Raw genomic sequence first — 24,595 nt, forward strand, 5'->3', positions numbered from 1 at the left:
CCATTTTTTATAACCAAAAATAGTTTATAATATAAGAAGGACTTAGAAAAAACGTAAATGTTTTTGGAGGTGAACTGTTGTGTTTTCACGTTTTACACTTCAACCATATGCATTAAAAGATGAATCAGATTTAAAGCAATTTGAAATGCTTTTAGAAAAACGTCCACAATATGAGCTGACAGAGAATGAGATGAAATTTAGTTATATAGCATGTCGAATCCTTGGCGTTCCTAATGATGTAGATGAATATTTTAATGAATTGTTTGATTATAGTGAAGCGAAAGGAATCGAAGTTTTACACGAACAAAATTTAAACAAAGTGATTGATTCGGAAAAGCTTCGTCATATTCAAGAAGTGTTCGGATTACATCAAGAAGCACCCAATGGTCTGACAGTAAATAGGTTAGTTGCACACTTATCTGGGAAACAACTTTTACCGAAAGTAGACAATCCTGATTTACAGCATTACATACATACGACGTTTATTTCACTATTGAAATTATATGAGAAGCAACATAATCAGTCGTTAAAGACAGAAGGCTTCCGTCGTTTCTTAATCGACATAATTAAACTAAGTGAAAATTACGTAGCGAAGTGGTTTTCTACGATTAATTATAAGAAACAAATGCCGCGTATCGTTTGGTATGGTGATGCACAGGAAAGCCGTATATATTTCTTATATTTTCTTATTATGCTCGGTTGTGATGTGCTTTATTATCACCCCGAAGGAAAAGATGGATTTGAAAATATTGATGAAGAGGGAAGAACTTTTGTTGTATCTCATTCAAGTCGCATTTCGCTTGAACCGTTCCCTGATCGTCGACGTGAGCGTGTTGCAACAGTAGCATATCAAGCTTCGAAAGAAATTGAACAAGTACTTCACCACGATAATTCACTATTATATAAACCGTGGCAATTCCGTTCGTATACACCTGTAGCACGTACGTTAAAAACGACATATGATGAACTCTTTTTAATTACGAAAGAAAAGGCATTTGTACGTCCAACATTCTTTGTTGAAAATAAACATATTTATATCCCTTCTTTATTTGCGAAAATATCAGGTGTTTCAAAGAATGATAAAGAATATTTTCAACGATTAAAGGCTGTTACATCATTTGATAATAGTTTACTAATTAATACATTCCCATTTACGAAAGAGCAAAAAGCAAACTTCCAATATCATTATCGAGATGCATTGGACCGAGCTGGGAAATTACATCCTGATTTAATTATGAATAGCCATTGGTGGCCGCATAAGCGTTTACCGGAAGGTTTACAACATGGGATTGCAGAGGCGATTATCCATACGTGCGAAAGTGAAATGTGTAAACCAATTGCAAAAGAGACGAAACAAGATGTAGCGCTATATGTTTTCGCACAACTTTCTCAAATACCACCGAATATTTTAGAACAGCTTGAGAAATTTGATTATTCACAAGATGTACCAAAAATTGTTATATTTAATAATGAGAAGAGTGGAGAATTAACTCGTTCTGACGCTGTTTTATTACTATTTTTAAATCAAATAGGAGTAGATGTATTCCACTTCAATCCAACAGGAAGAAACGATATTGAACCGTATGTTGAAGCGGGAGCATTTGATTCTCATTGGCTTGAAGAAGTTAATTTCGATCTTGAGTTTCATGGTTCATCAGCCTATAAAAATTTATCACAAACAATAAAAGGACTATTTCGTCCATTTTTATAAGGAAAGGGAGAATACCATATGAATAACCCAGTCGTACTAGATTCGAAAACTGAATTGAATGAGCAAACCGCACAAGATGTTCGCTTGCAACTTAGACAAGATGCAGATGTGCAACGTATTTATAATGCAGTAGATATTAAAGACCAACTGGAATTAATTGAACTTGGAAAAGAACCTTCTATGGAAATTTCACGTTTTGCTGATCAAATTTTACATACAATGTCATTATCAAAAATAGAAGATTCTGGTGAATTGTTAAAGCAACTTGGTAAAATTATGGACAGATTTGATAGTAAAGACTTTGCGGAAGAGAAAAGTGGTTTCTTCTCACGTATGTTCAAAAAAGCGGATAAAATGATTGAACAAATCTTTAGCAAGTATCAAACGATGGGCCGTGAAATTGATAAAGTGTATGTCGAAATTACGAAGTATCAAGATGAAATGAAAAAATCAATTGGTACGTTAGATGGTTTATATGAGCAAAACTTAAAATATTATTTAGACTTAGAAAAATACGTAGTAGCAGGAGAAATGTTGTTAGAGCGTTTAAATACAGAGTTAGTTCCGATGTATGAAGAGCGCGTGCGTAATAATGATCAATTAGCAGGTATTGAATTAGAGTCGCTTAAAAACTCGGTTGAAATTTTAGAGCAACGTATTGATGATTTAGAAAAAGCTCGTATGGTTGCGTTACTTACAGCACCACAAATTCGTATGATTCAACGTGGTAATAATAAATTAATTGGTAAAATCAATACAGCATTTATTACGACGATTCCTATCTTTAAAAATGGTATCATTCAAGCGGTAAATGCCAAACGTCAAAAGCTTGTTGCAGATTCTATGGCTGAACTTGATCGCCGTACAAATGAATTACTTAAGAAAAATGCACAAAATATCGCAACGCAAAGTGTAGAAGTAGCGAGATTATCGGGTTCTTCTAGTATTAAGATGGAAACACTTGAGGAAACTTGGAACATTATTTCAAGAGGTATGCAAGAAACACAACAAATTGAAGAGCAAAACAAACGTGAGCGTGAAGAAAGCCGTAAGCGTATGGCTACATTAACAGAGAATATCAAAAAAGAATTACAAGGGTAAATGAAAAGGCAATGAGGAATAGTCCTCATTGCCTTTTAGTTTTTCTTCACTAATTTAATGATTTCATTCACAACAAGCGGAATGATACTTAATAAGAGAACAAATCCCCAATCTCGCATCGTTAATGCATGTACACCGAATATATTTGCAAGGGGCGGGATGGAGATGATACAAACTTGCATAAGAACACCGATAAGGAGGGAGAAGACTAAATATTTATTTGTAAAGATCCCAATTGAAAAAATCGATTTTGTTCTTGAACGCAAGTTAAATGAATGAACGAGCTGAGAAAAACTAAGAACGACAAATGCCATCGTTTGAGCATGTAATAGAGCATCGTCATCAATTTGCTCTGGGAAAAGAGGGAATAAATTTGTATCTCCAGTATAGAATTTTGCTCCGGCGATAAAAGCTATTAGCGTTAAAAGTCCAATGACAACTCCATTGAAAATTAGGAAAGGAACGCTGCCGCTAAATAAGCTTTCTTTCGTATGTCGTGGTTTTTCCTTCATCACATCTGGGTCTTCAGGATCAACCCCAAGTGATAATGCAGGCAGTGTATCTGTAATTAAATTCACCCACAAAATGTGAATAGGTCGTAGTGGTGTCGCCCAGCCGAGTAAAATGGCTAAAAATAAAGCGATAATTTCTCCGAAGTTACAAGAGAGTAGGAAGAGAATTGATTTTTTTATGTTGCGATAAATATTTCTACCTTCTTCAACGGCTTTCACGATAGATGAGAAATTATCATCTGTTAACACGACATCTGCTGCCCCTTTTGCAACGTCTGTTCCTGTAATGCCCATCGCTACGCCAACATCAGCTTGCTTTAAAGATGGTGCATCATTGACACCATCACCAGTCATAGAAACGATATTTCCTTTTGCGCGTAATGCCTTTACAATTTTCACTTTATGCTCTGGAGAGACTCTAGCGAATACATTTAAATGATTAATTTTGTTAGCTAGTTCTGTATCAGAAATGTTATCTAATTCAGTTCCAATCATAATTTCCGATATTTCTTCAGCAATGCCAAGTTCTTTGGCAATTGCAAAGGCGGTATCTTTATGGTCACCAGTAATCATAACTGTGCGAATACCGGCTTTTTTACATTCTTTAATTGAATCTTTCACTTCAGTTCGTGGTGGATCAATCATACCGACAAGACCAATAAAGATAAGATTTTCTTCAAGATGATTTATATCCACATCGTTTGAATCGTATTGTTTAAATGCGAATGAAAGTACTCTTAAAGCTTCTTGAGACATTGATCCGGCAGCTTCTAATATTTGATTTTTATCAGAATCAGTTAAAATCTCGATTTTGCCGTTTTTAAAAATATGGGTACATCGAGGTAAGAGTTTATCAATAGCGCCTTTCGTCATGCTATAGTAACTTTCATTGTACATATGTACGGTTGACATCATTTTACGATCTGAATCAAAAGGTACTTCGTTAACACGTTCATGTATTTTTTCTAAATGATCTTTTTGCATGTTAAAAGTGGTTCCAGCAACGAGAAGTGCAATTTCAGTCGGGTCTCCCGTTTGTGATTCGTTATTGTAAGACGCATCATTACATAGCACCATATTTTCTAACAATAGACGTTGCGCATCATTATTTACATTTAAACTTTCTAAGCGATCGTATGTGTTATCACTATAAAAGTGAGTAACGGTCATTTTATTTTGCGTTAACGTACCTGTTTTATCTGAACAAATAATTGTGACAGAACCGAGGGCTTCAACAGCTGGTAGTTTCCGAATGATAACGTTTTGTTTAATCATACGTTGCACACCAATTGCAAGAACGATGGAAACGATAGCTGGCAAGCCTTCTGGAATAGCTGCAACAGCTAAACTAATAGCAGTCATAAACATTTCTAATGTATCCCGGCCTTGTAAAAAACCGATGAGAAACATAAGGATACAAATAGCTACAGCGACAAAGCCTAAATATTTTCCAACTTGTGCTAAGCTTTTTTGAAGTGGTGTCATATCATCGTCTGCTTCATGTAAAAGGGTAGCAATCTTACCAATTTGTGAGTTCATCCCAGTTTCAACAGCAACACCGACGCCTCTTCCGTATGTTACAAGAGTGGACATAAATGCCATGTTTTTTTGGTCGCCGAGTGGTACTTGCTCATCACTTTGCATGGAAGGGTGGTAGATTGCATCTTTATCAACAGGGACAGATTCACCAGTTAGAGCAGATTCTTCAACTTTTAAATTTGCGGTTTCGATAAGGCGTAAATCGCATGGGATATATCGTCCGGCGTCGAGCATAACGATATCCCCTGGAACGACGTGCTCAGATGGAATTTCTTTTAGTTCACCATTTCTCTTGACGATAGCTTTAGGTGTTGCCATCTTTTTCAATGCCTCTAAAGCTTGTTCTGCTTTCGATTCTTGGACAACACCGATAACAGCATTTAAAACTACAACGAGCGCGATAATACTGGCATCCGCCCATTCACCTACAAAGGCAGAAATAAGGGCAGCAATAATAAGGACATATACGAGGACGTCATTAATTTGGGCGAAAATACGCTGCCATAAAGTGCGTTTTTGTTTTGTAGCTAATTCATTAGAACCGTATTGCTTTAAACGTTCACTTACAATCTCATCTGTTAAACCGTGTTGTTCGTTTGTTTCTAGGGCAATTAATGTTTGATTTTTCGTCTTACTGTACCAATTGCTCATAAGTAAGCACCTCCAGTAAAAACAGTTAGCAATGGTAGTGTTGCTATTATTTGTGAGTAGTATGTATGGAGAAAAAATCTAAGATGAGGTTCTACTTCTATTGTACAATATTTTACAGTTGGTTGAGGGAAAGAGATGAGTTGTCATGAATTTGTTGGAAATAAAAAAGAGCCTCATATAAGAGAGGCTTTTTTACTTTTTAATTAATGTACCTAATTCTTCTGTAATAGCTTGCATTTCACTAATGCTGAATGTTTCACGTTTCATAACATGATCATAAATGTCACGTAAATCTTCGTACATTTCTTCGTTAAAACTAGCAGCTCTCATCGCTCCAGCATTAACCATACGTAATTTTTCTTTAATAGCTTCGACCATATATTCAACGTTTTCTTCTGACTTTACGGATAAATCCACCGAAGTGTCCCCCTTTAAAATAACATAAGGCTATCTTAACATTTTTTATCATTTTCGTTAATGAATCTTTTCAATCCCATTAAATTAGTAGGGATTTCCTTTATATTCACTAATTGGTTGTTTATACTATAAGTATATATAAACAAATGCACCAAGAAAGGAAGAAACAAAAATATGGTTCAAGTATTGTTTGTTTGTCTTGGGAACATTTGCCGTTCTCCGATGGCAGAAGCGATTTTTCGAGATCTTGTCGTAAAAGAGGGACTTAAAGAGAAAATTGTCATTGATTCTGCAGGAACTGGAGATTGGCATGTTGGCCATCCGCCACATAAAGGAACACAAAAAATTTTAAAAGAAAATGCAGTCACTTTTGAAGGAATTAAAGCAAGGCAAGTAGAAAAAGAAGACTTAACAAAGTTTGATTATATTATTGCCATGGACAACAAGAATATAGCAGATTTAAAAAGTTTAGGTAAAACTGGAGGCTATATTGGTAGGCTGTCCGACTTTGTTCCAGACGGTGGCTGGACAGACGTTCCTGACCCTTACTATACAGGGAATTTCCAAGAAGTATATGACCTTGTAACAGAAGGGTGTGCAAAGCTATTAGCTTTCATTCGAAATGAACAAGGAATATGAGGAAGCTTAGAAAGAAATACTTTCTAACATAAGAAATGAAAGGGTGAAGGAATATGGCAAAGAAAAATAATATTGCTCGAAACATTGCGATTGGTGTAGCGGCAGGTGTAGCTGTATCCATGTTAAAGAAAGAAAACCGTGAAAAAGTAAAAAATACAGCAGAAAAAGCAAAAACAAAGATGATTGAAATTGGTGAAAATGCAAAGATCAAAGAAAAAGTGCAAACTGTTACAGATAAAGGACGCGAACTTGCTGATTTCAATGTGGTAAAAGCGAAAGTAGCAGAAATTAAAAAATTAACGCCATCTGTTGTAGAGACGTTAAAAGAAACGAAAGAAATTTTTAGTAAGAAAAAAGTTGAGCCAGAAGAAAAGCCAGAAACGATTGAAATTCAAGCTGTATCTCCAAAGGTAGATGAGCTAAAAGCAGAAGAAGAGCCAGTAGTTGCTGAAGATGGTGGTATGAAAGAAGCGCGTGAATTATTTATGAAAGACTCAAATGCAGTGGAAAAAAAAACTGAAGCGTACATTGAGTTAAAGCAAGATAAAGAAGAGAAGAGAAGCGTTTAAACATATATGAGAAAAATTTTAGAAAAGGTGAGAAGAAATCGTACTTATTCGTTTGGTAAAGATTTATATGACCGGACGATGCGCGATGATGTAGCGGGCTTGGCAGCACAGCTCGCTTATTTCTTCTTGCTTGCGATTTTTCCTGGGCTCGTTTTCTTAATTACGCTTCTTGGATTTATTCCCATTCAAACAGAGGATGTGCTTAGTTTATTAGAGGTTTATGTACCAGATGATGCAATGAACTTAATTGAGGTAAATGTAGATAAAGTTGTAAACCAGCAAAATGGTGGTTTATTATCATTTGGTTTATTATCCATGTTATGGTTTGCCTCAAATGGTGTTAATGCGGTTATGAATGCTTTTAACCGCGCTTATGACGTGAAAGAAACACGTTCTTTTATTACAACAAGAGCGTTATCAATTGTGTTTACATTAGCTATTATTTTTATGATTGTCTTTGCGTTAATTGTTCCGGTATTCGGACAAGTTATTGGAGCAGCAGTGTTTAAAGCACTCGGTTTATCAGATAGTTTTTCTTTAGTATGGAGCATTACACGATTAGTAGCGAGTTTCTTCGTGCTATTTGCTTTGTTTAGTTTCTTATATACATTTGCCCCAGATCGAAAGTTAAAAAGAAGAGAAGTTATTTCAGGGGCGTTATTTGCTACTGTAGGATGGATTGTGGTATCGTACTCATTTGCTTATTATGTAGATAAGTTTGCGAATTACGCCAATACATATGGTGGTCTCGGTGGTATTATTATTTTAATGTTATGGTTTTACTTAACTGGATGGGTAATTTTACTTGGCGGTGAAATTAATGGTTTACTCCATCATTATAGAACGGGTGACAATAATTCCCGTAATGAAAAATGACCTCTTGTTCCATAATAATAGGGAATAGGGGGGATATTTCATGAGTAATAATAAAAAGAATCACAACAATAAAAATAACAATAAACAAAAGAGCAGTTCGCATCCTAAGCATAAAACGAGTAGTAGTGCGAACGGACATAATAGCTACCATTAAAAAAAACGGGTCCTCTATGAGGGACCCGTTTTTTTTAATGGGCAGTAAGACCCCCACCTCAAAATTCAGCGAAAGCAAAGAAGTTAGGTGGGGGTCGGGCTGCCCATAAAAGTCCGATTGGTGAGGGCTGATAATCAGTGGGGGATGAAGAAAACCCCCACTGATTAAAGTTTCACTTTATTTGCTTCCTTTTAATAATCGTAAGCCATTCAAAATGACAAGAATCGTACTTCCTTCATGGCCAATAACACCGAATGGAAGAGCTAAAAATTGCAAGAAGTTTGAACAAATTAGCATGGCAATAACGGCTAGCGAAAAGATTACGTTTTGCTTCACAATACGGTTCATTCGTTTTGATAGACGGATCGCTTGAGAAAGACGAGATAGTTCGTTTTTCATCAGTACAACATCCGCAGTTTCTAAAGCTACATCTGTTCCTTCTCCCATTGCGACACCAATGCTAGCAGTAGCTAGTGCAGGTGCATCATTTATACCGTCTCCGACCATTGCTACTGTACCGTATTTTTCTTTTAACTTTTTAATCGTTTCAACTTTTGTTTCTGGTAAACATGATGCGTAATATTCTTTTATATTACTTTCAGAGGCAATAGCTTTTGCCGTTTCTTCATTATCGCCAGTAATCATAATTGCTTCGACACCAATGCTTTGCAATTCACGAATAGCAACTATTGTTTCTTGGCGAAGCGTATCTTTTAAAGCGATAAGTCCAAGAATGCCTCCTTCATCACTAATATAAACGACAGTTTTACCTTCCTTTTCAAGTGAGGCAGAAATACCATTATGAAATGTTTTGGTTTCTTCACCGATAAAATCAGCTTTACCTATTTTATAAGCAGTGTTTTCCAATATTCCTTTTAGCCCAAAACCAGTTACATCTTCAACCTTTTCTGGTTTTTTTAATGTAATGTCGTACGCATGTTGTGCATATTTAACAATAGATTCAGCTAAAGGATGTGTAGAGTGACTTTCAATGGATGCTGTAATAGAAAGTACTTCTTTTTCTGTTATATTTTCTCGAACATATACATCTGTTACGGTAGGTTTACCTTCCGTTAATGTACCTGTTTTATCAAAGGCGATTGCTTTTACTGAAGCGAGACGTTCTAAATGTACGCCACCTTTAAAGAGAATCCCATTTCTCGCTCCGTTAGAAATTGCAGATAACGTTGCTGGTGTAATGGCAGCAACGAGTGCACAAGGAGATGCGACTACAAGTAAGATCATAGCGCGATAAAACGTTTCATTCCAGCTCCAGTCAAGTAAGAAATGAGGAACGAACATCATAAGCGCAACAACGAGTAGTACACCTTTTACGTATGTTCCTTCAAACTTTTCGATGAATAGTTGTGATGGTGATTTTTCACTTTGTGCACTTTGGACGAGACGGATAATCTTTTGGAATAATGTTTGATCGCTCGGCTTCGTAATTTTAACTTCGATAGCACCACGTAAATTTACAGTACCGGCAAATACTTCATCGCCATGTCTTTTCTCATTTGGAATAGGTTCTCCTGTGATTGCTGCCTCATCGATATTTGTTTCACCGTTATGAATTGTACCGTCAGCAGGAACACGTTCACCTGGTTTAATTAAAATAATGTCGTTAATTTGTAACTCTCCAACAGGAACACGTTCCTCAGTTCCGGTGGAAATACGTAATGCTTCTTCAGGTTGTAAGTCAAGAAGAGCGGAAATTTCTTTTTGGCTCTTACTTAACGTATAAGATTCCATAGCACCGCTGAGCGCAAAGATGAAGATTAAAATAGCCCCTTCTGCCCAGTAGCCAATAATTGCAGCACCAATAGCTGCAAAGAGCATTAGCATTTCAACATTTAGCTCTTTTTCTTCAATCGTATCTTCAATTCCTTCTTTCGCTTTTGCATATCCACCAACTATATAAGCAAGGATATAGCAAGTAATACCTACATTCATTGCATCGTTCTTTGTGAATAACCAACCAACTAAAATAAAAATACCAGATGCTACTGCAAATACAAGTTCATAATGTTTTTTTAATGTGTCCCATAGAGAGGGATGTGAAATTGTTTCTTTTGCGTGTAACGTTTTTACTTCTGAGTTCATTACTACTCGCTCCTTCCGAATTCTTATTGAGAAAAATAATCAAAATCGAAACCCCTATAAAACGACGAAAGCTGCCATCCATAATGGATAGCAGCATTTCTGTTGAATCTGTTTTTAATAGTTATTATGTTGTAATTATTCTATAGTATATCATATGTTTTTATGAGATGGTACGGTTTTGTTTCAAGTATAAACGGAAAACTTGTGTTTTCGCAATTCCTCTGGTATATATGAATATTGTTCATAAAAGATCGGAAAGGAAGACAACAAGTGAAGACAGAGAAATTTTTTACCCATCCGATTGGCGTATTTATTGCTGCGATAGTAGCAACTTTTTTATGGGGAAGCGCATTTCCTTTTATTAAATTAAGTTATGTTGAACTTGGAATTCAACCACAAGAAGTTGGAGAGCAAATATTATTTGCCGGTTATCGTTTCCTTTTATCTGGAGTCATGCTCTTATTATTCTTTAAAATGTTAGGAAAAGATATGAGCTTCAAAAAAGGAACGGGGAAACAGTTAATACAAATTGGTTTATTCCAAACGTTTCTTCAATATATCTGTTTTTATATTGGAATGAGTTATAGTTCGGGAATTGAAGGAGCTATCATTTCAGGGACATCATCATTCTTTCAAATTTTACTCGCCCATTTTTTATATAAAGATGATGCCCTCAATATGAGAAAAATAATTGGGGTATCGATTGGTTTTTGTGGCGTCATTTTAGTAAATGTGCCGAGTGATGGTAGCTTATCATTTCATTTTGGAATCGGAAGCTTGTTACTTCTTAGTGCAGCAATGCTGTATTCATATGGAAACATATTAGCAAAAGAAGGTAGTAAAACATTAGATGTTGGCTATATGACAGCATACCAAATGATGTTTGGTTCTATAGGATTATTATGTATAGGGGCTTTACAAGTTGGAGTCATGCCATTTACATTTAGTCTACATGCACTACTTATGCTGATTTATTTATCTTTCTTATCTGCAGCTGGTTTTTGCATTTGGAATACAATTATGAAATACAACAAGGTTGGAAAAGTATCTATGTATATGTTCTTTATACCCGTATTTGGTGTATTATTATCGAGCATGATTTTAGGTGAAGCAATTCATTCATTTGTGCTATTCGGTTTAGCGTGTGTAGCCGCGGGAATTATTGTGGTAAATCGAACGCCAGCTAAGCAAAAAATGGAGCAAGAAAAACAAGTGGCATAGAGAGCAGAAAAGCGATTACAATGGAAGAACAGTACTGTTCTTCTTTTTTTTTGTAGAAAAAGGATAATAGACTAAGTGTAACGAAAAAAGATACAAAAAGCATTTATTGAGGAGAACATATTATGAATCTACTTTACGTGTTGTTAATTGGGCAAATACTTCTTTTTTTAATTGGTGCAATTTATGCAATACGGCAGACAAAAAGAACAAAAGATAATATGCCGTTACCTTTAGCAATCCGTCTTATTCTTAGTTTTTCTTTAACAGGTAGTGCAATTTGGATATGGGTACAAGATCCATCTGTAGAGTATAGTACGTGGGTTGCACTTGGTATGACTTTATCCACTGTGGGAGATTTGTTTATGGCTGGGCTGATTCCAATTGGTCACAGGTTAATTGGTGGGATGGTTACTTTCGCTCTTGCTCATTGTTTTTATGTAAAAGCATTTTTGCAAACAGGAATTTCGTGGAATGGTTTTTGGATTGGCTTACTCGTATATGGGCTCTTTCTAATTGTAGGATGGTTCTTCTTTATCCGAAATGATAAACAGGATAAATTGTTTACGATAGGAGCTCTAATTTACGGATTGTGGGTTGGAGGAATGGCTTGCTTTGCATTCGCCTTATATTATGAAAATACAGGAATATGGTGGATACCAGCGTTTGGTGGTTTACTGTTTGTGATTTCTGATTTCATTATTGGCGTGACAGATATCGGAGGGCGTAAATTGAAGTATGAGCCACTTTGGATTTGGTTTACATATGTAGCTGCTCAAATGTGTATTGTATATGTGGGATTATAAAAAGATACTCTCAAAATAGTGGATAGACTATTTTGAGGGTATCTTTTTTGCTTGTTTAATTTGATCAGTATTATTATTTTAAAATTTATAGTTTTACAATTAAGAATTTTGTAGAAAATCATCAGTTGTATTATTTATAATAAAAGTAAAAAGATGATGAGATGGTGAAATGATGCAAAAGAAAAAACGTTGGCGTGAATTCTTTGGAACTATTGCAATTGCATGTTTATTGGTGTTTTTGGCGAAAATTTTTGTGTTTTTCCCTACGACTGTAAAAGGAGCATCTATGAGGCCAACGTTGAAAGATGGAGATAAGGTGATTGTTAATAAGTTAGCAAAACAATTTGAAAGCTATGGGAGAGAAGACATTATTGTTGTGAAAACAGATAATTTTTATGTCAAAAGAGTGATTGGATTGCCTGGAGATATAATTGAGATGAGAAATGATCAATTATATGTAAATTCTGAAGTGGAAGATGAAGAGTATTTGGATAGTAATAAAAAACAAGCAGAAAAAAAACTTATGAATTTAACAGAGGACTTTGGACCGATTACAGTTCCTAAAAATAAGATTTTTGTTATGGGAGATAATCGCTTAATAAGTAAAGATAGTAGAAATGGTTTAGGTTTTATTGATAGAGAAGATGTGTTAGGAAAGTTAGCAGGCGTTTATTATCCGTTTGAACATATGAAAATAATAAAGTAAAAAAACCAAGCAAATTTTAGTTTGCTTGGTTTTTTTGTTAAACAGTAGGAGATTCGTTAGATACAAAGGTATCTTCATATTTCTTTGTAGTACTTAAAACGAATTTATGTTGTAGCAATTGTAGTTTAAATAACGCCAAAGGATCATGATATGTTTCTGGATTGCTTCTTAGCGTTGCTAATGTTTGCTCGTCTTCCTTTATCTCAAGTTGAGCTGCATCTACATTTTGTTTCAATATGTTAAGTGGATCTTTGAAGAACATCATGATATCACGTTCTAATGCACCTTCAAATACTTCAAATTGAAGGAAGAATTGTTTTGAAATTGTGTGAGCAATTTCTGTATAGTCTTCTGTTTCAATATATTGTTTATATTTGTTGGCGAGCATAGATTGGTTTTTTTGCATATTACCAAATAATTTTCCGGCACTTTTTAAGAAAAACTGTGTCGGTGTAAAGCGTAATAAAATATTGATGTTCGTTACTGTAATTCGATTTGTCATTCGTACAACATCTCGATTCCAATCATCTAATAATTTGAAATCGCAAGGAAGTTTCATACGTTCTTCTTTATATAATTTATTAAATGTTTCACTCATTTCATCTAAATAAGCTTGAGCTTGAATAAATTCATTATGTGCTGTTTCAATCCATTCTTGAATAGAACCAGTAAATTTAGGAAGAAGTACCTGTTGTACATGCTTTTGAACTCGTTCATTCATTGCAGCATTTAATTCTTCATGAACTAGTTTGAAATCACTATCTTCTTGAACAAGATCAGAGCAGCTCTGTAATAATTCAGGAATTTGAGAATGTATATCTCGTGTAATTTCTTCTTTCATTAAAAGATAGGATTCGGTAATAGAGCGAATTTTATCTTTTTCAAGAGCAGTAAGGTTATTAATAAATCCAGTAAGTTTCACTGAGATGTGTTTATTCCAGCGTACGGATTTTACTAATGTATTTTCTAATTCCACACGTTCATTTATGAGATAAGCAATTGTCTTTTGCGTAAACCATATTAGCTTTTCTATACGTTCTTTTTCTATATCGCGTTTTGCAAGATTAGAGAGAATAGATTCTGTTACATCTCCAAGTTGCTGGCTACTCTCTTGCGAAGGAGAGTATGGGAAGAATTGTGCATCTGGAAAATGTGCTTTAAGTTTATTAATTAGTTTTTCATTAGTAGTCGTATTATTTGTATGTAATACGAAGTGAATTTGTAAGTTTGGTACTTGTTCACGTAAATAAATTAACGTATCAATTTCTTCACTATGCAATGGTGAAGAAGAATTTAATACGTAAACAAGGCTATCTGCTGCTTGTAAGTATTCAAAGTATGCATTGTTTTTATCCAATTGTTCTTGAATGGATGGTGTAATAAGAAATGTAAACTTATTTTTTCTTAAAAACCTACTTGGTAGCTTAATTTCTATACATTTTTTCTCAAGTTCTGACTGAGCAGATGTAGACGTTATTTGATGGAATTCATCAAGGTTAGAGATATTTCGTATATCTAACTCGGTAAATTCTGTAATTTCAGTTTGACTAGCGTCTTTAAATAGAATAGGAGTTGTTAAAGTTTCAGTTAAGATGTTCTCTCCCAATATTGAATTAACAAATGATGTTTTATCATGGTCGCTAGTTCCAGCTATTAGTAGTGGTGTGACATTTAAATCACATAGTTCATGGACGAGTAGCGTAAATTGATGACTTAAATCTACATCATTTTTCTCAGCCCATACAGCGATTGTTTCGAATAAATGAGAAACTGTTTCCATATTTACATCTGCTTCAGCTGATGTATTAGAAAGTAAGGAACCAGCACTTTTTACAAGTAATGATTCTAAAGTTGTAGGTGAGACTTCATTCCATGCTAACACTGCTGCAGAGACAACTAGAGAATCTTTTGCTTTTGTTAAACTGAACCAATTTGTTAATAAATTTGGTACAAGTCCGTTTAATTCATGCATAAAGTGATTTCCGGTAATTAATGCAAAGTATGTTTCTTGATAGCGAGTACAAATTTCATTCCAATCGTCATTATTGTCTGTTTCAATATGCAAGAATAAATGATTAATACTTTGAATCCAAGGAAGGTATAAGGATTCATGTTGATAGCTATTCCAAAGAGCAATAACAAGTTCTTTAAATTGGGCTTGATCAACAGCATATAGAGCTTTTAAAGACTCATAGAAATATTCAGGCTTAATATTTTTTGTAAATCCTTTGTTTATGTAATTTATTAACGTATCAAACCAGTGTAAAGATTGTGTTCGAATACCTTCTTGAACAGCTAGTTCGATAGCGTTGTTCCAATCTTCTTGTTTTTCATAGAAAGAACGTGCAATTGCAGTAATATTTGGGTAATCCGGTTGGAATGCAACAGCTTCACTAATCGTCTTAAAAGCGAGTCCTAAACGATCTTGTTCGATATAAAGAGAAAGAAGTTGTAAGGAAACCTCCATCGTAAGAGTTGTATCTTCCGTTTGAATAGATTGATAAATTTCTTCTGCCTTTGATAAGAATCCTAGTTCAAAATAAGCATCTGCAATATTTTTTGTCGCCCAAAGTGCAAGAGCATTATTTACTTTTTCCCATTTAAATATAGCTGCTTCAAAATCTTTATTTTGATAATAAAATTCACCTTGAGCAAATCGAATATTAGAAATGTTGGAGAATTCATTTTTAGATTCATTTATATATGCTTCACCGAGTACTTCCGATGCAGGAGTAGAAGTTTCTTCTGTTAAAAATGTTTTATAGTAAACTTTTTGAATAAATTGATTTTCAATGGTCATGTTCGTTCCCCCCTGTATAATTTAGAAAAATGATGTTGTATGTAAAAGGGTGTATGTTCTTTTAATAGGTAGAAGTTGCATTATATAGACCAAACTATGTTTTTGCTAGATATATCATTTTTCTTGAGAGTTAAACCGTTGCGAAAAGTAACTTTCCTTTATTGTAACAAAAAAACACGCATATGAATTTTTATTTTTTATCGGGTCATTTGCATGCAGTAAGAATCTAATCTCAAAATTGGTGAATGTAAGTGAGTTATGTGGGAGTCGGGATGTCTGTAGAAGCAAGGTTAGCGTAGTTTAATAATTAGTAGAGGATGAACAAAACTCCCACTGATTAAAGTTTCACTTTATCTCTGTTAAAGGAAAGAATAGAAGTAGAGTTCATTATAAAAACAATGTATAGTGAATATGTATACCATGTTTGCCTTAAAGATAGGAAGGGTACAATGTGGAATAACGATCGTGCATAGGATGTGTCTTCCGAATGGAACAACATATTGGCGAGTTAATCGCGCATTATGGCTATTTTGGAATTGTTATAGCTTTGGCTGGTGGGATTGTCGGATTACCGATACCAGACGAGTTTTTATTGACCTTTGTTGGTTATAATGTTTCAAAAGGAGTTATGTCAGGAACTGCTGCTTTTTTAAGTGGGATGGCTGGTGCGATGTTAGGGATCACGTTAAGCTACATATTAGGTTTAAAACTTGGGCTCCCTGTTTTAAAGAAATATGGGCCGAAAATTAGAATTAAAGAACATCACATTGAAAAAACACATATTTTATTTGAAAAATATGGGCCATTTCTTTTAATGATTGGTTATTTTATACCGGGAGTACGTCATTTAACAGCATATTTTGCTGGGGTATCAAATTTGACACTTTGGCGTTTTTGTTTATACGCTTACGGTGGTGCGCTCATTTGGATAAGTGTTTTTATTGGGCTTGGCTGGAAGTTAGGCGAGAAGTGGCGCTTCGTTGAGTATAGTTTACATCATTATGGAATATGGATTTTATTAATTTCAGCAGTTGTTACATGTGTTGTATGGTTGTACATAAAGAAAAAGAAAAACCGCTAATAGCGGTTTTTTTAGCTGAAAGCAATAAATAATACACCAGCTGTAATAAAGAATACACCAACACCGGTCATAAAGTTTAACTTTTCACCGAGGATAATCATAGCGAGAATGATAGAAAATACGACGCTTAATTTATCGACAGGAGCTACTTGTGAAACCTTTCCTGTTTTGAGGGCAAGAAAATAAAATAGCCATGACGAAGCACCTGCAACCCCACTTAATGTGATAAATAGCAGTGCTTTTTTATTTAGCAGTACGTCGCCGATATTTTGAAATTTACCTTGTATGATAATAACGCCTATCATAAATAATGCCATAATAATAGATCGAATTGTTGTTGCAACGTTTGCATCGATGCCGTCTAAACCAAACTTTCCAAAAATCGATACAAGGGCAGCAGCAATTGCTGATAATAGGGCAAATAAGAGCCACGAACTCATAGTAAAATTCCTCCAATCTTACAGTATTATACATGAAAATGATTCTCATGTATAAGGTTGAAGCAATTGAGGTTTATAGGAAGCACGACTTCAACTTAACTTCTTGCTCCACCTGAATTTTAAGGTGGGAGTTTTACTGTCTGTAAATAGTGGGCTAAATAACGAAATAACGAAATAACGAAATAACCCCCACCTTATATTTTTAATAAGGTGGGGGTTATTATACTACTCTGCAATTTCCTCATATAAAAAGTACGTTACATTATAAATATGTTCTACTTCATCGTCTGTCATAAACAGTAATTCGTCACGCTCAATCCCTTTTTTCTTTTCAATAAACTCAATCATGTTTTTGCGTTCTTCTCTCTTCATCAATTTTATTTCTCCTCTCAATCTGTTTTAATACAGTTTATTTAAGTTACTGCTATTATATAACAGAATCTTTAGAAAGTTCCACCTATTTTATTGTTTTTTTCAAAAGAACTTTTCGACAAAACAAGCCCACCTAAGGGGGCTTGTTTTATTTTATAGTCGTAAAAACTCAGGCTCCGTCGTACCGGCACCATCGATGTAATAAATTGTGTCGGGATTGATTTTGATCAGTACGTAATTAGGGTCTTCAGGGCCGAGTAACCAACGTTTTAAGCTATTATTCCAAAACTTGTTTTTTAATGTCGAGTCTTCCTCGATTGAAGCCAATCCTTCAACTTCAATATAATCTTCATCTAATTTTTTCCCTTCTCGTCCGAGTAGTACATGGACATTAGGATTTTGTTCAATATCTGTTATCTTTTTTGATTGTCGATCTGTTGCAACATACAGTACAAAATCTTCATGGAAAAACATCATAAAGGCGCTATGAGGTTTCTCATTTCGTACTGTAGATAATACACCAGTACGTTGACCTTGAATAATAGTTGCGATTTTTTCTTTTAAGTGCATAATTTTAACCCCTTTTCACAATTTATAATTCTGTCTGTTTAAACAAGATAATTTAAATATCTTTCATACTGTTTTCTTCAATCCGATTTTTTAAACGTAATTGTGATGAAATCGGACAAGTTAGGAGAATAATAATAATATTGAGGAGAAATACATACGATGGAAGGATGAAAAAGCATGTTTAATAAAATATTTCTTATAGTAGCGCTTATAGGTGTACCACTGTCTGTGCTTGGAAAAACACTTCATTGGCCAGAAACAATTATGTTTGCTGTGTATTGTATTACGATTATCGCATTAGCTGGTTTTATGGGGAGAGCAACAGAGAGTTTAGCAATTGTTTCTGGTCCTAGAATAGGCGGGTTATTAAATGCTACTTTCGGTAATGCTGTTGAACTTATCATTTCAATTTTTGCACTTCAAGCAGGGTTAATTGAAGTGGTGTTAGCTTCTTTAACGGGTTCTGTACTTGGAAATTTATTATTAGTAGGAGGGTTATCTTTCTTTGTTGGAGGTCTTAAATACAAAAGACAAAGTTTTAATGTATATGATGCAAGGCATAATTCAGCTTTATTAATATTTGCTGTTGTTGTGGCCTTTGTTATTCCAGAGATCTTTTCAATGAAGATGGACGCTGGCAAGACGTATCAATTAAGTATAGGTGTTTCTATTATTATGATTATCATGTACCTTGCTGCATTACTATTTAAGTTAGTTACGCACCGTGGTGTATATCAACATAAAAGTGACGAAGTAGCGCATGAAGAAGAGCCAGAGTGGTCGAAAGGGAAGGCGCTCCTTATTTTAGCGATAGCAACACTGGCAGTAGCTTATGTGTCAGAGGCACTCGTGCATACTTTTGAAACTGTTGCAAAGTCATTTGGCTGGTCAGAGTTATTTATAGGGGTTATTATCGTTGCAATTGTTGGGAATGCAGCGGAACATGCGTCTGCAATTATTATGGCTTATAAAAATAAAGTAAATATTGCAGTCGAAATTGCAATAGGCTCTACATTACAAATCGCTATGTTTGTTGCTCCTGTATTAGTATTGCTATCTATGTTCTTCGCACAAAGGATGCCTTTAGTATTTACCATACCAGAACTTGTGTCTATGATTACAGCCGTTTTCTTAACGATTGCGATTTCCAATGATGGAGATACAAACTGGTTTGAAGGTGGCACTTTACTAGCGGCGTATGTCATTATGGGAATTGGTTTTTATTTATTATGAAAAATAGGCATAACAATTGCGCTCAGAGAAAACAATAAACGAAGTAGTATATATACCTACATAGGAAGGAGCCAGACAGGTGAAACGAGTATACAGCATATGCCTTTCAACTATGGTCTCGTTTATTTTATTATTTCCTAACATGAGTTTTGCAAAGACAACAGTAGGAACAAAAATGCCTTCATCTGTTTTAAATATTTCAAAAGACAATACATTTCCAAATGATGCGCAAGATTTGCCACGTTTACAACCAAGTAAATTTGCTCAAGAGCTATTGAAAACGGCTAATATTAAAATTGAAAATCCAGACTTAATTCGGATGTTTAATGAAACGACAATTTCAAATGCGCCGCTTGCAGTAGGGTATCGGGCAAAAATTTATTTAGGTCAATGGGCTTTACGTTATGAATCAGTAGACACATCGATTAATTGGGAATATAAACAAGTGAATCGAAATGTGTATGATAATCGCGGAGGAGACCGTTTATATCCACTTCGCTATAAGCAAGAAACACAAAAGACGGTTGAAGGCGATTTAACAGCAGATATGAAAGATGCTGCAGATGTGAAAAAAATGATGCTTCTCAAAGCACTTGAAAAAGTACAATTACCCCTTTCGTTTAAAACGACCATTGGTTATGGTACTGGGCATGAGCGTGTGTATAATATTAGCCCGAGTCAACTCGGATATTTATACGCTTATACACCAGCAGTAAATGAAAAAGGAAAAGTAACATTTGGAGAAGTGTATCTTGTATTAAAGGGAAATCAAAAAAGACTTGTTGTGAAAAATATTACTTCTCAAGGAATTGGAGCTGCTATTCCAATTCATGATCATTTGTATTTTAAATTCATTTCTTCTTCCCACTCGCAATAACATGAAAAAACGTCAGCTTATGAGCTGACGTTTTTTTATAATGTAATGTTTGCTGTTTTTGATAAGAAATCTTCTGTCGGATAGTAGCTGTTTTTTACAAGAACATTTGGTCCAAGACATTTTACTGCAGGACAGTGACAGCTTAATGATTTTGCTGTTTTTGAAGCGCTCCATTTTTCATACGCTTCTTGTAATGTGTTTGTTTGTATGTTTCCTAGAAGTGGAACATCACCAAAATCAGTAACGATAATATTGCCATCAAAAATATTTACATTTAAGCGTGAACGACCATCTGGATCGTTACGAACAGTTACATTTTTGCTCTCTTGTAACTTTTTAAATGTGGCAATGTCTCGCTCGTCATCGCTACAAGCATAGAAAGGTAAAGTTCCAAATAGCATCCATACATTTTCATCGCGAATTTCTAGTAAATGTTCAATCGCATCACGAATTTCAGCTTTTGTTAAAATTTCTAGATTACTCGCGAAGTCACTTGGATACATTGGATGAACTTCATGACGTTTACAGCCCATCTCTTCGACGATTTGGCGGTGAATATGTTCAATATGTGGTAGAGTTCTTTTGTTTAGCATTGTTTCGGCCGATACAAGTACACCTGCATCTGATAAAGCCTTACTATTTGTAATCATTCTTTCGAATAATTTTGCACGTTGTTCGTAAGTAGGCTTACGCTCCATCATTGCAAATCCGCCTTCAACGAAGTCATCAATTGTTCCCCAGTTATGAGAGATATGCAATACGTCTAAATAAGGAATAATCTGTTCATAACGTGCTAAATCTATAGTTAAGTTAGAGTTGATTTGAGTGCGAACGCCTCGTTCATGGGCATATTTTAAGAGTGGTGTTACATAGTTGTCGACGGATTTTTTGGAAAGCATAGGTTCTCCGCCAGTAATACTTAAAGAACGTAAATGAGGAATCTCATCTAATCGTTTTAATAAAAGATCCATCGGAAGCGGATTTGGGTCTTTCGGCTGTAACGTGTAACCAACAGCGCAATGCTCACAGCGCATATTGCATAACGTCGTCGTTGTAAATTCAACATTTGTTAATAGTAGTTTGCCGTACTCTTCAAGGTCCATATACGCTTCCCATGGATCGTAAGAAGGAGTAATCGGCTTCATTTTTTGTGATATCGTCATATGAAATACTCCTTTGACTATTGAAATAACAATTTGTCCATTCTCTATAATAGAAGAATATGTGCTTTTTATAAAGTGAAACTTTTTAGCATGAAAAGAGAGAGGGCTTACATTATAGTGGATGACTGTGACAAAATTGATGAAATTTCATGCCCATAGCAATCGTTTTTGCGGTATAATAAAAGCAACTCGAATTAAAAGGAGAGTGCCTTCATGGGAAAAGCAATTCAAGATAAAGATACACAATTAGTATATTTAAAAGAACGTTTAAATATGTTCATTGAAGTAATTGATACAATTGAACCTGAAGAAGTAGAATTAGAAGATGTAGATCGTCTTCTTGCAATGTTAGATGAATTAGAATTAAAATGTGAGCAATTTAAAAAAGACGAATAATATATTAAAAAGGCTACCAATTCCAATTTGGTAGCCTTTTTCTGTTCGGGTAATAGAAGGACGATAGAAAAAGAGGTATAATCAAGTTGTGAAAAATTTCATTTATGCTCTAATAGCGTGAAACAAATAAATAGCTAAAGAGCATAACAATTGAATTTTCAGCTCATAACGTTTTGGTAGCGTTCACAATTGAGGGGGAAGTAACAATGGAAAAGCTTCAAGAAAGCATGTATCAACTAATTGTTGAAACGTCAACGAACTTACCGAAAGATGTTCGTCGTGCGATTCAACAAGCGAAAGAGCGAGAAAATGCAGGGACTCGTTCTGCGATGGCACTTGGCACAATTACAAATAATATTAAAATGGCTGATGATAACATCTCGCCGATTTGCCAAGATACAGGGATGCCAACGTTTAAAATTTATACACCAGTTGGTGTGAATCAATTAAAGTTGAAGGAAGCTATCTATAATGCGCTTGAGCGGGCGACAAAAGATGGTAAACTTCGTCCCAATTCTGTTGATTCTCTTTTTGGAGATAATAGTGGAAATAATTTAGGACCAGGTACACCGGTGATTAAGTTTGAACAATGGGAAAAAGATTATATTGATGCACGTTTAATCCTAAAAGGTGGTGGCTGTGAGAATAAAAATATTCAATATAGCTTACCGTGTGAACTAGAAGGACTTGGACGAGCTGGCCGTGATTTAGAAGGGATTCGTAAATGCCTTCTTCATGCAGTATATCAAGCACAAGGGCAAGGATGTAGCGCTGGTGTAATTGGTGTTGGTATCGGGGGAGACCGCACATCAGGTTATGAATTAGCAAAAAATCAATTATTCCGTACATTAGATGATGTCAATCCAGTACCAGAGTTACAACATCTTGAAGAGTACGTATTAGAAAATGCGAATAAGCTTGGCATTGGTACGATGGGATTTGGCGGAGAAACAACTTTACTTGGTTGTAAAATTGGCGTCTATAATCGTTTGCCAGCTAGTTTCTATGTATCTGTTGCGTATAATTGCTGGGCATATCGTCGCCTTGGTGTGAAAATCCATCCTGAAACAGGAGACATTATGGATTGGTTATATCAAGAAGGGGAAGATACACTTCAGCATGAAGTACAAGAAAAAACAGAGCAACGTGAGATTGTATTACAAGCACCAATTACAGAAGAGCAAATTCGTGAACTTCGCGTTGGTGATGTTGTAACAATTAATGGCATGATGTATACAGGTCGTGACGCAATCCATAAGCATTTAATGGATAATGATTGTCCAGTAGATTTAAACGGACAAATTATTTACCACTGTGGTCCAGTTGTTGTGAAAGATGAAAATGACAATTGGCAAATTAAAGCGGCAGGTCCAACGACAAGTATTCGTGAAGAACCCTACCAAGGCGATATTATGAAGAAATTCGGTATTCGCGCTGTCATTGGAAAAGGCGGTATGGGTGCGAAAACATTAGCGGCTTTAGAAGAACACGGCGGTGTATATTTAAACGCAATCGGTGGTGCAGCGCAATATTATGCTGAATGTATTAAAGAAGTGAAAGATGTTGATTTCTTACAATTTGGTATTCCAGAAGCAATGTGGCATTTACGTATCGACGGGTTTAAAGCAGTTGTAACGATGGACTCTCATGGTAATAGCTTACATGCAGATGTTGATAAAACATCACTTGAAAAATTAGCTAGCTTTAAAGAGCCAGTATTTAAGTAAATAAAAAATGCATCTCGAATGATTCGAGATGCATTTTTTGGTATATATAGAAAAACATGTTCAGCATGAAAGAATGCGTAGCAACAGAAACTACAAGTACGATTATATATGGAAAGGAGACTATTTATGAAATATAAATGGTTATATATCGGTCTCATTTTTTCAATTATGATGGCACTTGTTCCAGTTTCAGCACTGGCTTATACAAATACTCCACATAACTGGGGAATCCCGCGTCCTAAAAATGAAACAGTACCAGATGCAGGAAAGTTATATACAGATTTACTACAAAAAAATGGCGGGTTTTATTTAGGAGATACGAAGAAAAAAGATATTTATTTAACATTTGATAATGGATATGAGAATGGATACACCGGGAAAATATTAGATGTATTAAAAGAGAAAAAAGTACCAGCAACTTTCTTTGTAACGGGGCATTACATTAAAACACAAAAAGATTTATTGTTAAGAATGAAGGATGAAGGACACATTATTGGAAACCATTCTTGGAGTCATCCTGATTTTACAGCGGTAAATGATGAGAAACTTCGTGAAGAATTAACGAGTGTAACGGAAGAAATTAAAAAAGTAACTGGGCAAAAAGAAGTGAAATATGTACGTCCTCCGCGCGGTGTATTTAGTGAAAGAACGTTAGCTCTTACGAAAGAAATGGGCTATTATAATGTATTTTGGTCACTTGCATTTTTGGATTGGAAAGTGGATCAGCAAAGAGGATGGCAATATGCGCATAATAATGTTATGACGATGATTCATCCAGGATCTATTTTATTACTTCATGCAATATCAAAAGATAATGCAGAAGCACTTGCGAAAATCATTGATGATTTGCGCGAGAAAGGGTATCATTTTAAAAGTCTAGATGACTTAGTAAAAAGCAATCAACCGTAAGCATGTATGCTTACGGTTTTCTCAT

At 35.0% G+C, this 24,595-nt stretch carries 22 protein-coding genes; 14 read left to right on the forward strand and 8 right to left on the reverse strand.

The window, feature by feature from the left end; genetic code table 11:
- Nucleotides 1-79 precede the first annotated feature (79 nt).
- Together AC0OM3_RS26295 and AC0OM3_RS26300 are read left to right on the forward strand one after the other, a co-directional pair.
- Nucleotides 80-1,711, forward strand: coding sequence for a YceG family protein (locus AC0OM3_RS26295; RefSeq protein ID WP_000492849.1), 1,632 nt, complete (start codon nt 80-82; stop codon nt 1,709-1,711).
- Nucleotides 1,712-1,729: 18 nt separating this feature from the next.
- Nucleotides 1,730-2,812 (forward strand): toxic anion resistance protein, encoded by a 1,083-nt coding sequence (locus AC0OM3_RS26300; RefSeq protein WP_001064413.1) that lies wholly within the window; start codon nt 1,730-1,732, stop codon nt 2,810-2,812.
- A gap of 35 nt (nt 2,813-2,847) precedes the next feature.
- On the opposite strand, the gene AC0OM3_RS26305 is transcribed toward AC0OM3_RS26300, so the two are convergent.
- Together AC0OM3_RS26305 and AC0OM3_RS26310 are read right to left on the reverse strand one after the other, a co-directional pair.
- Nucleotides 2,848-5,514, reverse strand: coding sequence for a cation-translocating P-type ATPase (locus tag AC0OM3_RS26305; protein WP_474213246.1), 2,667 nt, complete (start codon nt 5,512-5,514; stop codon nt 2,848-2,850).
- 192 nt (nt 5,515-5,706) lie between these two features.
- Nucleotides 5,707-5,931, reverse strand: coding sequence for a DUF1128 domain-containing protein (locus AC0OM3_RS26310; protein ID WP_000366196.1), 225 nt, complete (start codon nt 5,929-5,931; stop codon nt 5,707-5,709).
- Nucleotides 5,932-6,105: 174 nt separating this feature from the next.
- Between AC0OM3_RS26310 and AC0OM3_RS26315 the strand changes: the two genes are divergently transcribed.
- The 3 genes from AC0OM3_RS26315 to AC0OM3_RS26325 are packed head-to-tail and all read left to right on the forward strand — an operon-like array spanning nt 6,106 to nt 8,015.
- The gene (locus AC0OM3_RS26315) at nt 6,106-6,570 is read left to right on the forward strand and encodes a low molecular weight protein-tyrosine-phosphatase (protein ID WP_000250913.1); all 465 of its coding nucleotides are present in this window, start codon (nt 6,106-6,108) and stop codon (nt 6,568-6,570) included.
- A 53-nt stretch (nt 6,571-6,623) separates the two neighbouring features.
- Nucleotides 6,624-7,139 carry a DUF4075 domain-containing protein gene (locus tag AC0OM3_RS26320; protein WP_474213247.1) on the forward strand — a complete coding sequence of 172 codons (516 nt, stop codon included), beginning with the start codon at nt 6,624-6,626 and terminating at the stop codon, nt 7,137-7,139.
- A gap of 6 nt (nt 7,140-7,145) precedes the next feature.
- Nucleotides 7,146-8,015 carry a YihY/virulence factor BrkB family protein gene (locus AC0OM3_RS26325; RefSeq protein ID WP_474213248.1) on the forward strand — a complete coding sequence of 290 codons (870 nt, stop codon included), beginning with the start codon at nt 7,146-7,148 and terminating at the stop codon, nt 8,013-8,015.
- A gap of 331 nt (nt 8,016-8,346) precedes the next feature.
- Here the strand turns inward: AC0OM3_RS26325 and AC0OM3_RS26330 are convergent, their stop codons facing one another.
- The gene (locus AC0OM3_RS26330) at nt 8,347-10,272 is read right to left on the reverse strand and encodes a heavy metal translocating P-type ATPase (protein WP_001083757.1); all 1,926 of its coding nucleotides are present in this window, start codon (nt 10,270-10,272) and stop codon (nt 8,347-8,349) included.
- 270 nt (nt 10,273-10,542) lie between these two features.
- Here AC0OM3_RS26330 and AC0OM3_RS26335 point away from each other — a divergent pair, with 270 nt between their 5' ends.
- The 3 genes from AC0OM3_RS26335 to lepB all read left to right on the forward strand — a co-directional run bounded on the left by AC0OM3_RS26335 (nt 10,543) and on the right by lepB (nt 13,002).
- A complete protein-coding gene (locus tag AC0OM3_RS26335) occupies nt 10,543-11,493 on the forward strand; it encodes a DMT family transporter (RefSeq protein WP_000845712.1) in 951 nt (316 codons plus the stop codon).
- A gap of 122 nt (nt 11,494-11,615) precedes the next feature.
- Nucleotides 11,616-12,296, forward strand: coding sequence for a lysoplasmalogenase (locus tag AC0OM3_RS26340; RefSeq protein WP_001051069.1), 681 nt, complete (start codon nt 11,616-11,618; stop codon nt 12,294-12,296).
- A 169-nt stretch (nt 12,297-12,465) separates the two neighbouring features.
- Nucleotides 12,466-13,002 (forward strand): signal peptidase I, encoded by a 537-nt coding sequence (gene lepB, locus AC0OM3_RS26345; RefSeq protein WP_002163834.1) that lies wholly within the window; start codon nt 12,466-12,468, stop codon nt 13,000-13,002.
- 37 nt (nt 13,003-13,039) lie between these two features.
- On the opposite strand, the gene AC0OM3_RS26350 is transcribed toward lepB, so the two are convergent.
- On the reverse strand, nt 13,040-15,802 hold the full coding sequence (locus AC0OM3_RS26350; RefSeq protein WP_000151422.1) for a tetratricopeptide repeat protein: 2,763 nt from the start codon (nt 15,800-15,802) through the stop codon (nt 13,040-13,042).
- Between the two features lie 487 nt (nt 15,803-16,289).
- Between AC0OM3_RS26350 and AC0OM3_RS26355 the strand changes: the two genes are divergently transcribed.
- Nucleotides 16,290-16,883, forward strand: a complete 594-nt coding sequence (locus tag AC0OM3_RS26355; protein ID WP_000434878.1) for a DedA family protein — start codon at nt 16,290-16,292, stop codon at nt 16,881-16,883.
- Nucleotides 16,884-16,894: 11 nt separating this feature from the next.
- On the opposite strand, the gene AC0OM3_RS26360 is transcribed toward AC0OM3_RS26355, so the two are convergent.
- From AC0OM3_RS26360 to AC0OM3_RS26370, 3 genes are all read right to left on the reverse strand, one after another.
- On the reverse strand, nt 16,895-17,323 hold the full coding sequence (locus AC0OM3_RS26360) for an EamA family transporter (RefSeq protein ID WP_474213249.1): 429 nt from the start codon (nt 17,321-17,323) through the stop codon (nt 16,895-16,897).
- A gap of 225 nt (nt 17,324-17,548) precedes the next feature.
- Nucleotides 17,549-17,695, reverse strand: coding sequence for a BH0509 family protein (locus AC0OM3_RS26365; protein ID WP_000817786.1), 147 nt, complete (start codon nt 17,693-17,695; stop codon nt 17,549-17,551).
- A 153-nt stretch (nt 17,696-17,848) separates the two neighbouring features.
- A complete protein-coding gene (locus AC0OM3_RS26370; protein ID WP_000550220.1) occupies nt 17,849-18,265 on the reverse strand; it encodes a pyridoxamine 5'-phosphate oxidase family protein in 417 nt (138 codons plus the stop codon).
- A gap of 177 nt (nt 18,266-18,442) precedes the next feature.
- Here AC0OM3_RS26370 and cax point away from each other — a divergent pair, with 177 nt between their 5' ends.
- Together cax and AC0OM3_RS26380 are read left to right on the forward strand one after the other, a co-directional pair.
- Nucleotides 18,443-19,498, forward strand: a complete 1,056-nt coding sequence (gene cax, locus AC0OM3_RS26375) for a calcium/proton exchanger (RefSeq protein WP_000482133.1) — start codon at nt 18,443-18,445, stop codon at nt 19,496-19,498.
- 79 nt (nt 19,499-19,577) lie between these two features.
- Nucleotides 19,578-20,375 (forward strand): YfkD famly protein, encoded by a 798-nt coding sequence (locus AC0OM3_RS26380; RefSeq protein ID WP_002163835.1) that lies wholly within the window; start codon nt 19,578-19,580, stop codon nt 20,373-20,375.
- Between the two features lie 35 nt (nt 20,376-20,410).
- Here AC0OM3_RS26380 and yfkAB read toward each other — a convergent pair whose 3' ends face one another.
- Nucleotides 20,411-21,538 (reverse strand): radical SAM/CxCxxxxC motif protein YfkAB, encoded by a 1,128-nt coding sequence (gene yfkAB / locus AC0OM3_RS26385; RefSeq protein WP_000156023.1) that lies wholly within the window; start codon nt 21,536-21,538, stop codon nt 20,411-20,413.
- Between the two features lie 213 nt (nt 21,539-21,751).
- Between yfkAB and AC0OM3_RS26390 the strand changes: the two genes are divergently transcribed.
- The 3 genes from AC0OM3_RS26390 (at nt 21,752) to pdaA (ending at nt 24,570) form a co-directional block, all read left to right on the forward strand.
- On the forward strand, nt 21,752-21,934 hold the full coding sequence (locus AC0OM3_RS26390; RefSeq protein WP_000513558.1) for an SE1561 family protein: 183 nt from the start codon (nt 21,752-21,754) through the stop codon (nt 21,932-21,934).
- A gap of 206 nt (nt 21,935-22,140) precedes the next feature.
- On the forward strand, nt 22,141-23,661 hold the full coding sequence (gene fumA, locus AC0OM3_RS26395; protein ID WP_000413523.1) for a class I fumarate hydratase: 1,521 nt from the start codon (nt 22,141-22,143) through the stop codon (nt 23,659-23,661).
- Nucleotides 23,662-23,787: 126 nt separating this feature from the next.
- Entirely contained in the window at nt 23,788-24,570 is a 783-nt protein-coding gene (gene pdaA / locus AC0OM3_RS26400; protein WP_000875957.1) for a delta-lactam-biosynthetic de-N-acetylase, read from the forward strand.
- Nucleotides 24,571-24,595 lie beyond the last annotated feature (25 nt).

The organism is Bacillus sp. FAU20, from assembly GCF_056033865.1.

What these genes read in the sequence shown, in the direction of transcription:
- AC0OM3_RS26320 (WP_474213247.1), top strand. Translation starts at nt 6,624, where the DNA reads ATGGCAAAGAAAAATAATATTGCTCGAAACATTGCGATTGGTGTAGCG.
- cax (WP_000482133.1), top strand. Translation starts at nt 18,443, where the DNA reads ATGTTTAATAAAATATTTCTTATAGTAGCGCTTATAGGTGTACCACTG.
- AC0OM3_RS26305 (WP_474213246.1), bottom strand. Translation starts at nt 5,514, where the DNA reads ATGAGCAATTGGTACAGTAAGACGAAAAATCAAACATTAATTGCCCTA.
- lepB (WP_002163834.1), top strand. Translation starts at nt 12,466, where the DNA reads ATGATGCAAAAGAAAAAACGTTGGCGTGAATTCTTTGGAACTATTGCA.
- yfkAB (WP_000156023.1), bottom strand. Translation starts at nt 21,538, where the DNA reads ATGACGATATCACAAAAAATGAAGCCGATTACTCCTTCTTACGATCCA.
- fumA (WP_000413523.1), top strand. Translation starts at nt 22,141, where the DNA reads ATGGAAAAGCTTCAAGAAAGCATGTATCAACTAATTGTTGAAACGTCA.
- AC0OM3_RS26325 (WP_474213248.1), top strand. Translation starts at nt 7,146, where the DNA reads ATGAGAAAAATTTTAGAAAAGGTGAGAAGAAATCGTACTTATTCGTTT.
- pdaA (WP_000875957.1), top strand. Translation starts at nt 23,788, where the DNA reads ATGAAATATAAATGGTTATATATCGGTCTCATTTTTTCAATTATGATG.
- AC0OM3_RS26370 (WP_000550220.1), bottom strand. Translation starts at nt 18,265, where the DNA reads ATGCACTTAAAAGAAAAAATCGCAACTATTATTCAAGGTCAACGTACT.
- AC0OM3_RS26355 (WP_000434878.1), top strand. Translation starts at nt 16,290, where the DNA reads ATGGAACAACATATTGGCGAGTTAATCGCGCATTATGGCTATTTTGGA.
- AC0OM3_RS26300 (WP_001064413.1), top strand. Translation starts at nt 1,730, where the DNA reads ATGAATAACCCAGTCGTACTAGATTCGAAAACTGAATTGAATGAGCAA.
- AC0OM3_RS26315 (WP_000250913.1), top strand. Translation starts at nt 6,106, where the DNA reads ATGGTTCAAGTATTGTTTGTTTGTCTTGGGAACATTTGCCGTTCTCCG.
- AC0OM3_RS26340 (WP_001051069.1), top strand. Translation starts at nt 11,616, where the DNA reads ATGAATCTACTTTACGTGTTGTTAATTGGGCAAATACTTCTTTTTTTA.
- AC0OM3_RS26360 (WP_474213249.1), bottom strand. Translation starts at nt 17,323, where the DNA reads ATGAGTTCGTGGCTCTTATTTGCCCTATTATCAGCAATTGCTGCTGCC.
- AC0OM3_RS26365 (WP_000817786.1), bottom strand. Translation starts at nt 17,695, where the DNA reads ATGAAGAGAGAAGAACGCAAAAACATGATTGAGTTTATTGAAAAGAAA.
- AC0OM3_RS26390 (WP_000513558.1), top strand. Translation starts at nt 21,752, where the DNA reads ATGGGAAAAGCAATTCAAGATAAAGATACACAATTAGTATATTTAAAA.
- AC0OM3_RS26330 (WP_001083757.1), bottom strand. Translation starts at nt 10,272, where the DNA reads ATGAACTCAGAAGTAAAAACGTTACACGCAAAAGAAACAATTTCACAT.
- AC0OM3_RS26350 (WP_000151422.1), bottom strand. Translation starts at nt 15,802, where the DNA reads ATGACCATTGAAAATCAATTTATTCAAAAAGTTTACTATAAAACATTT.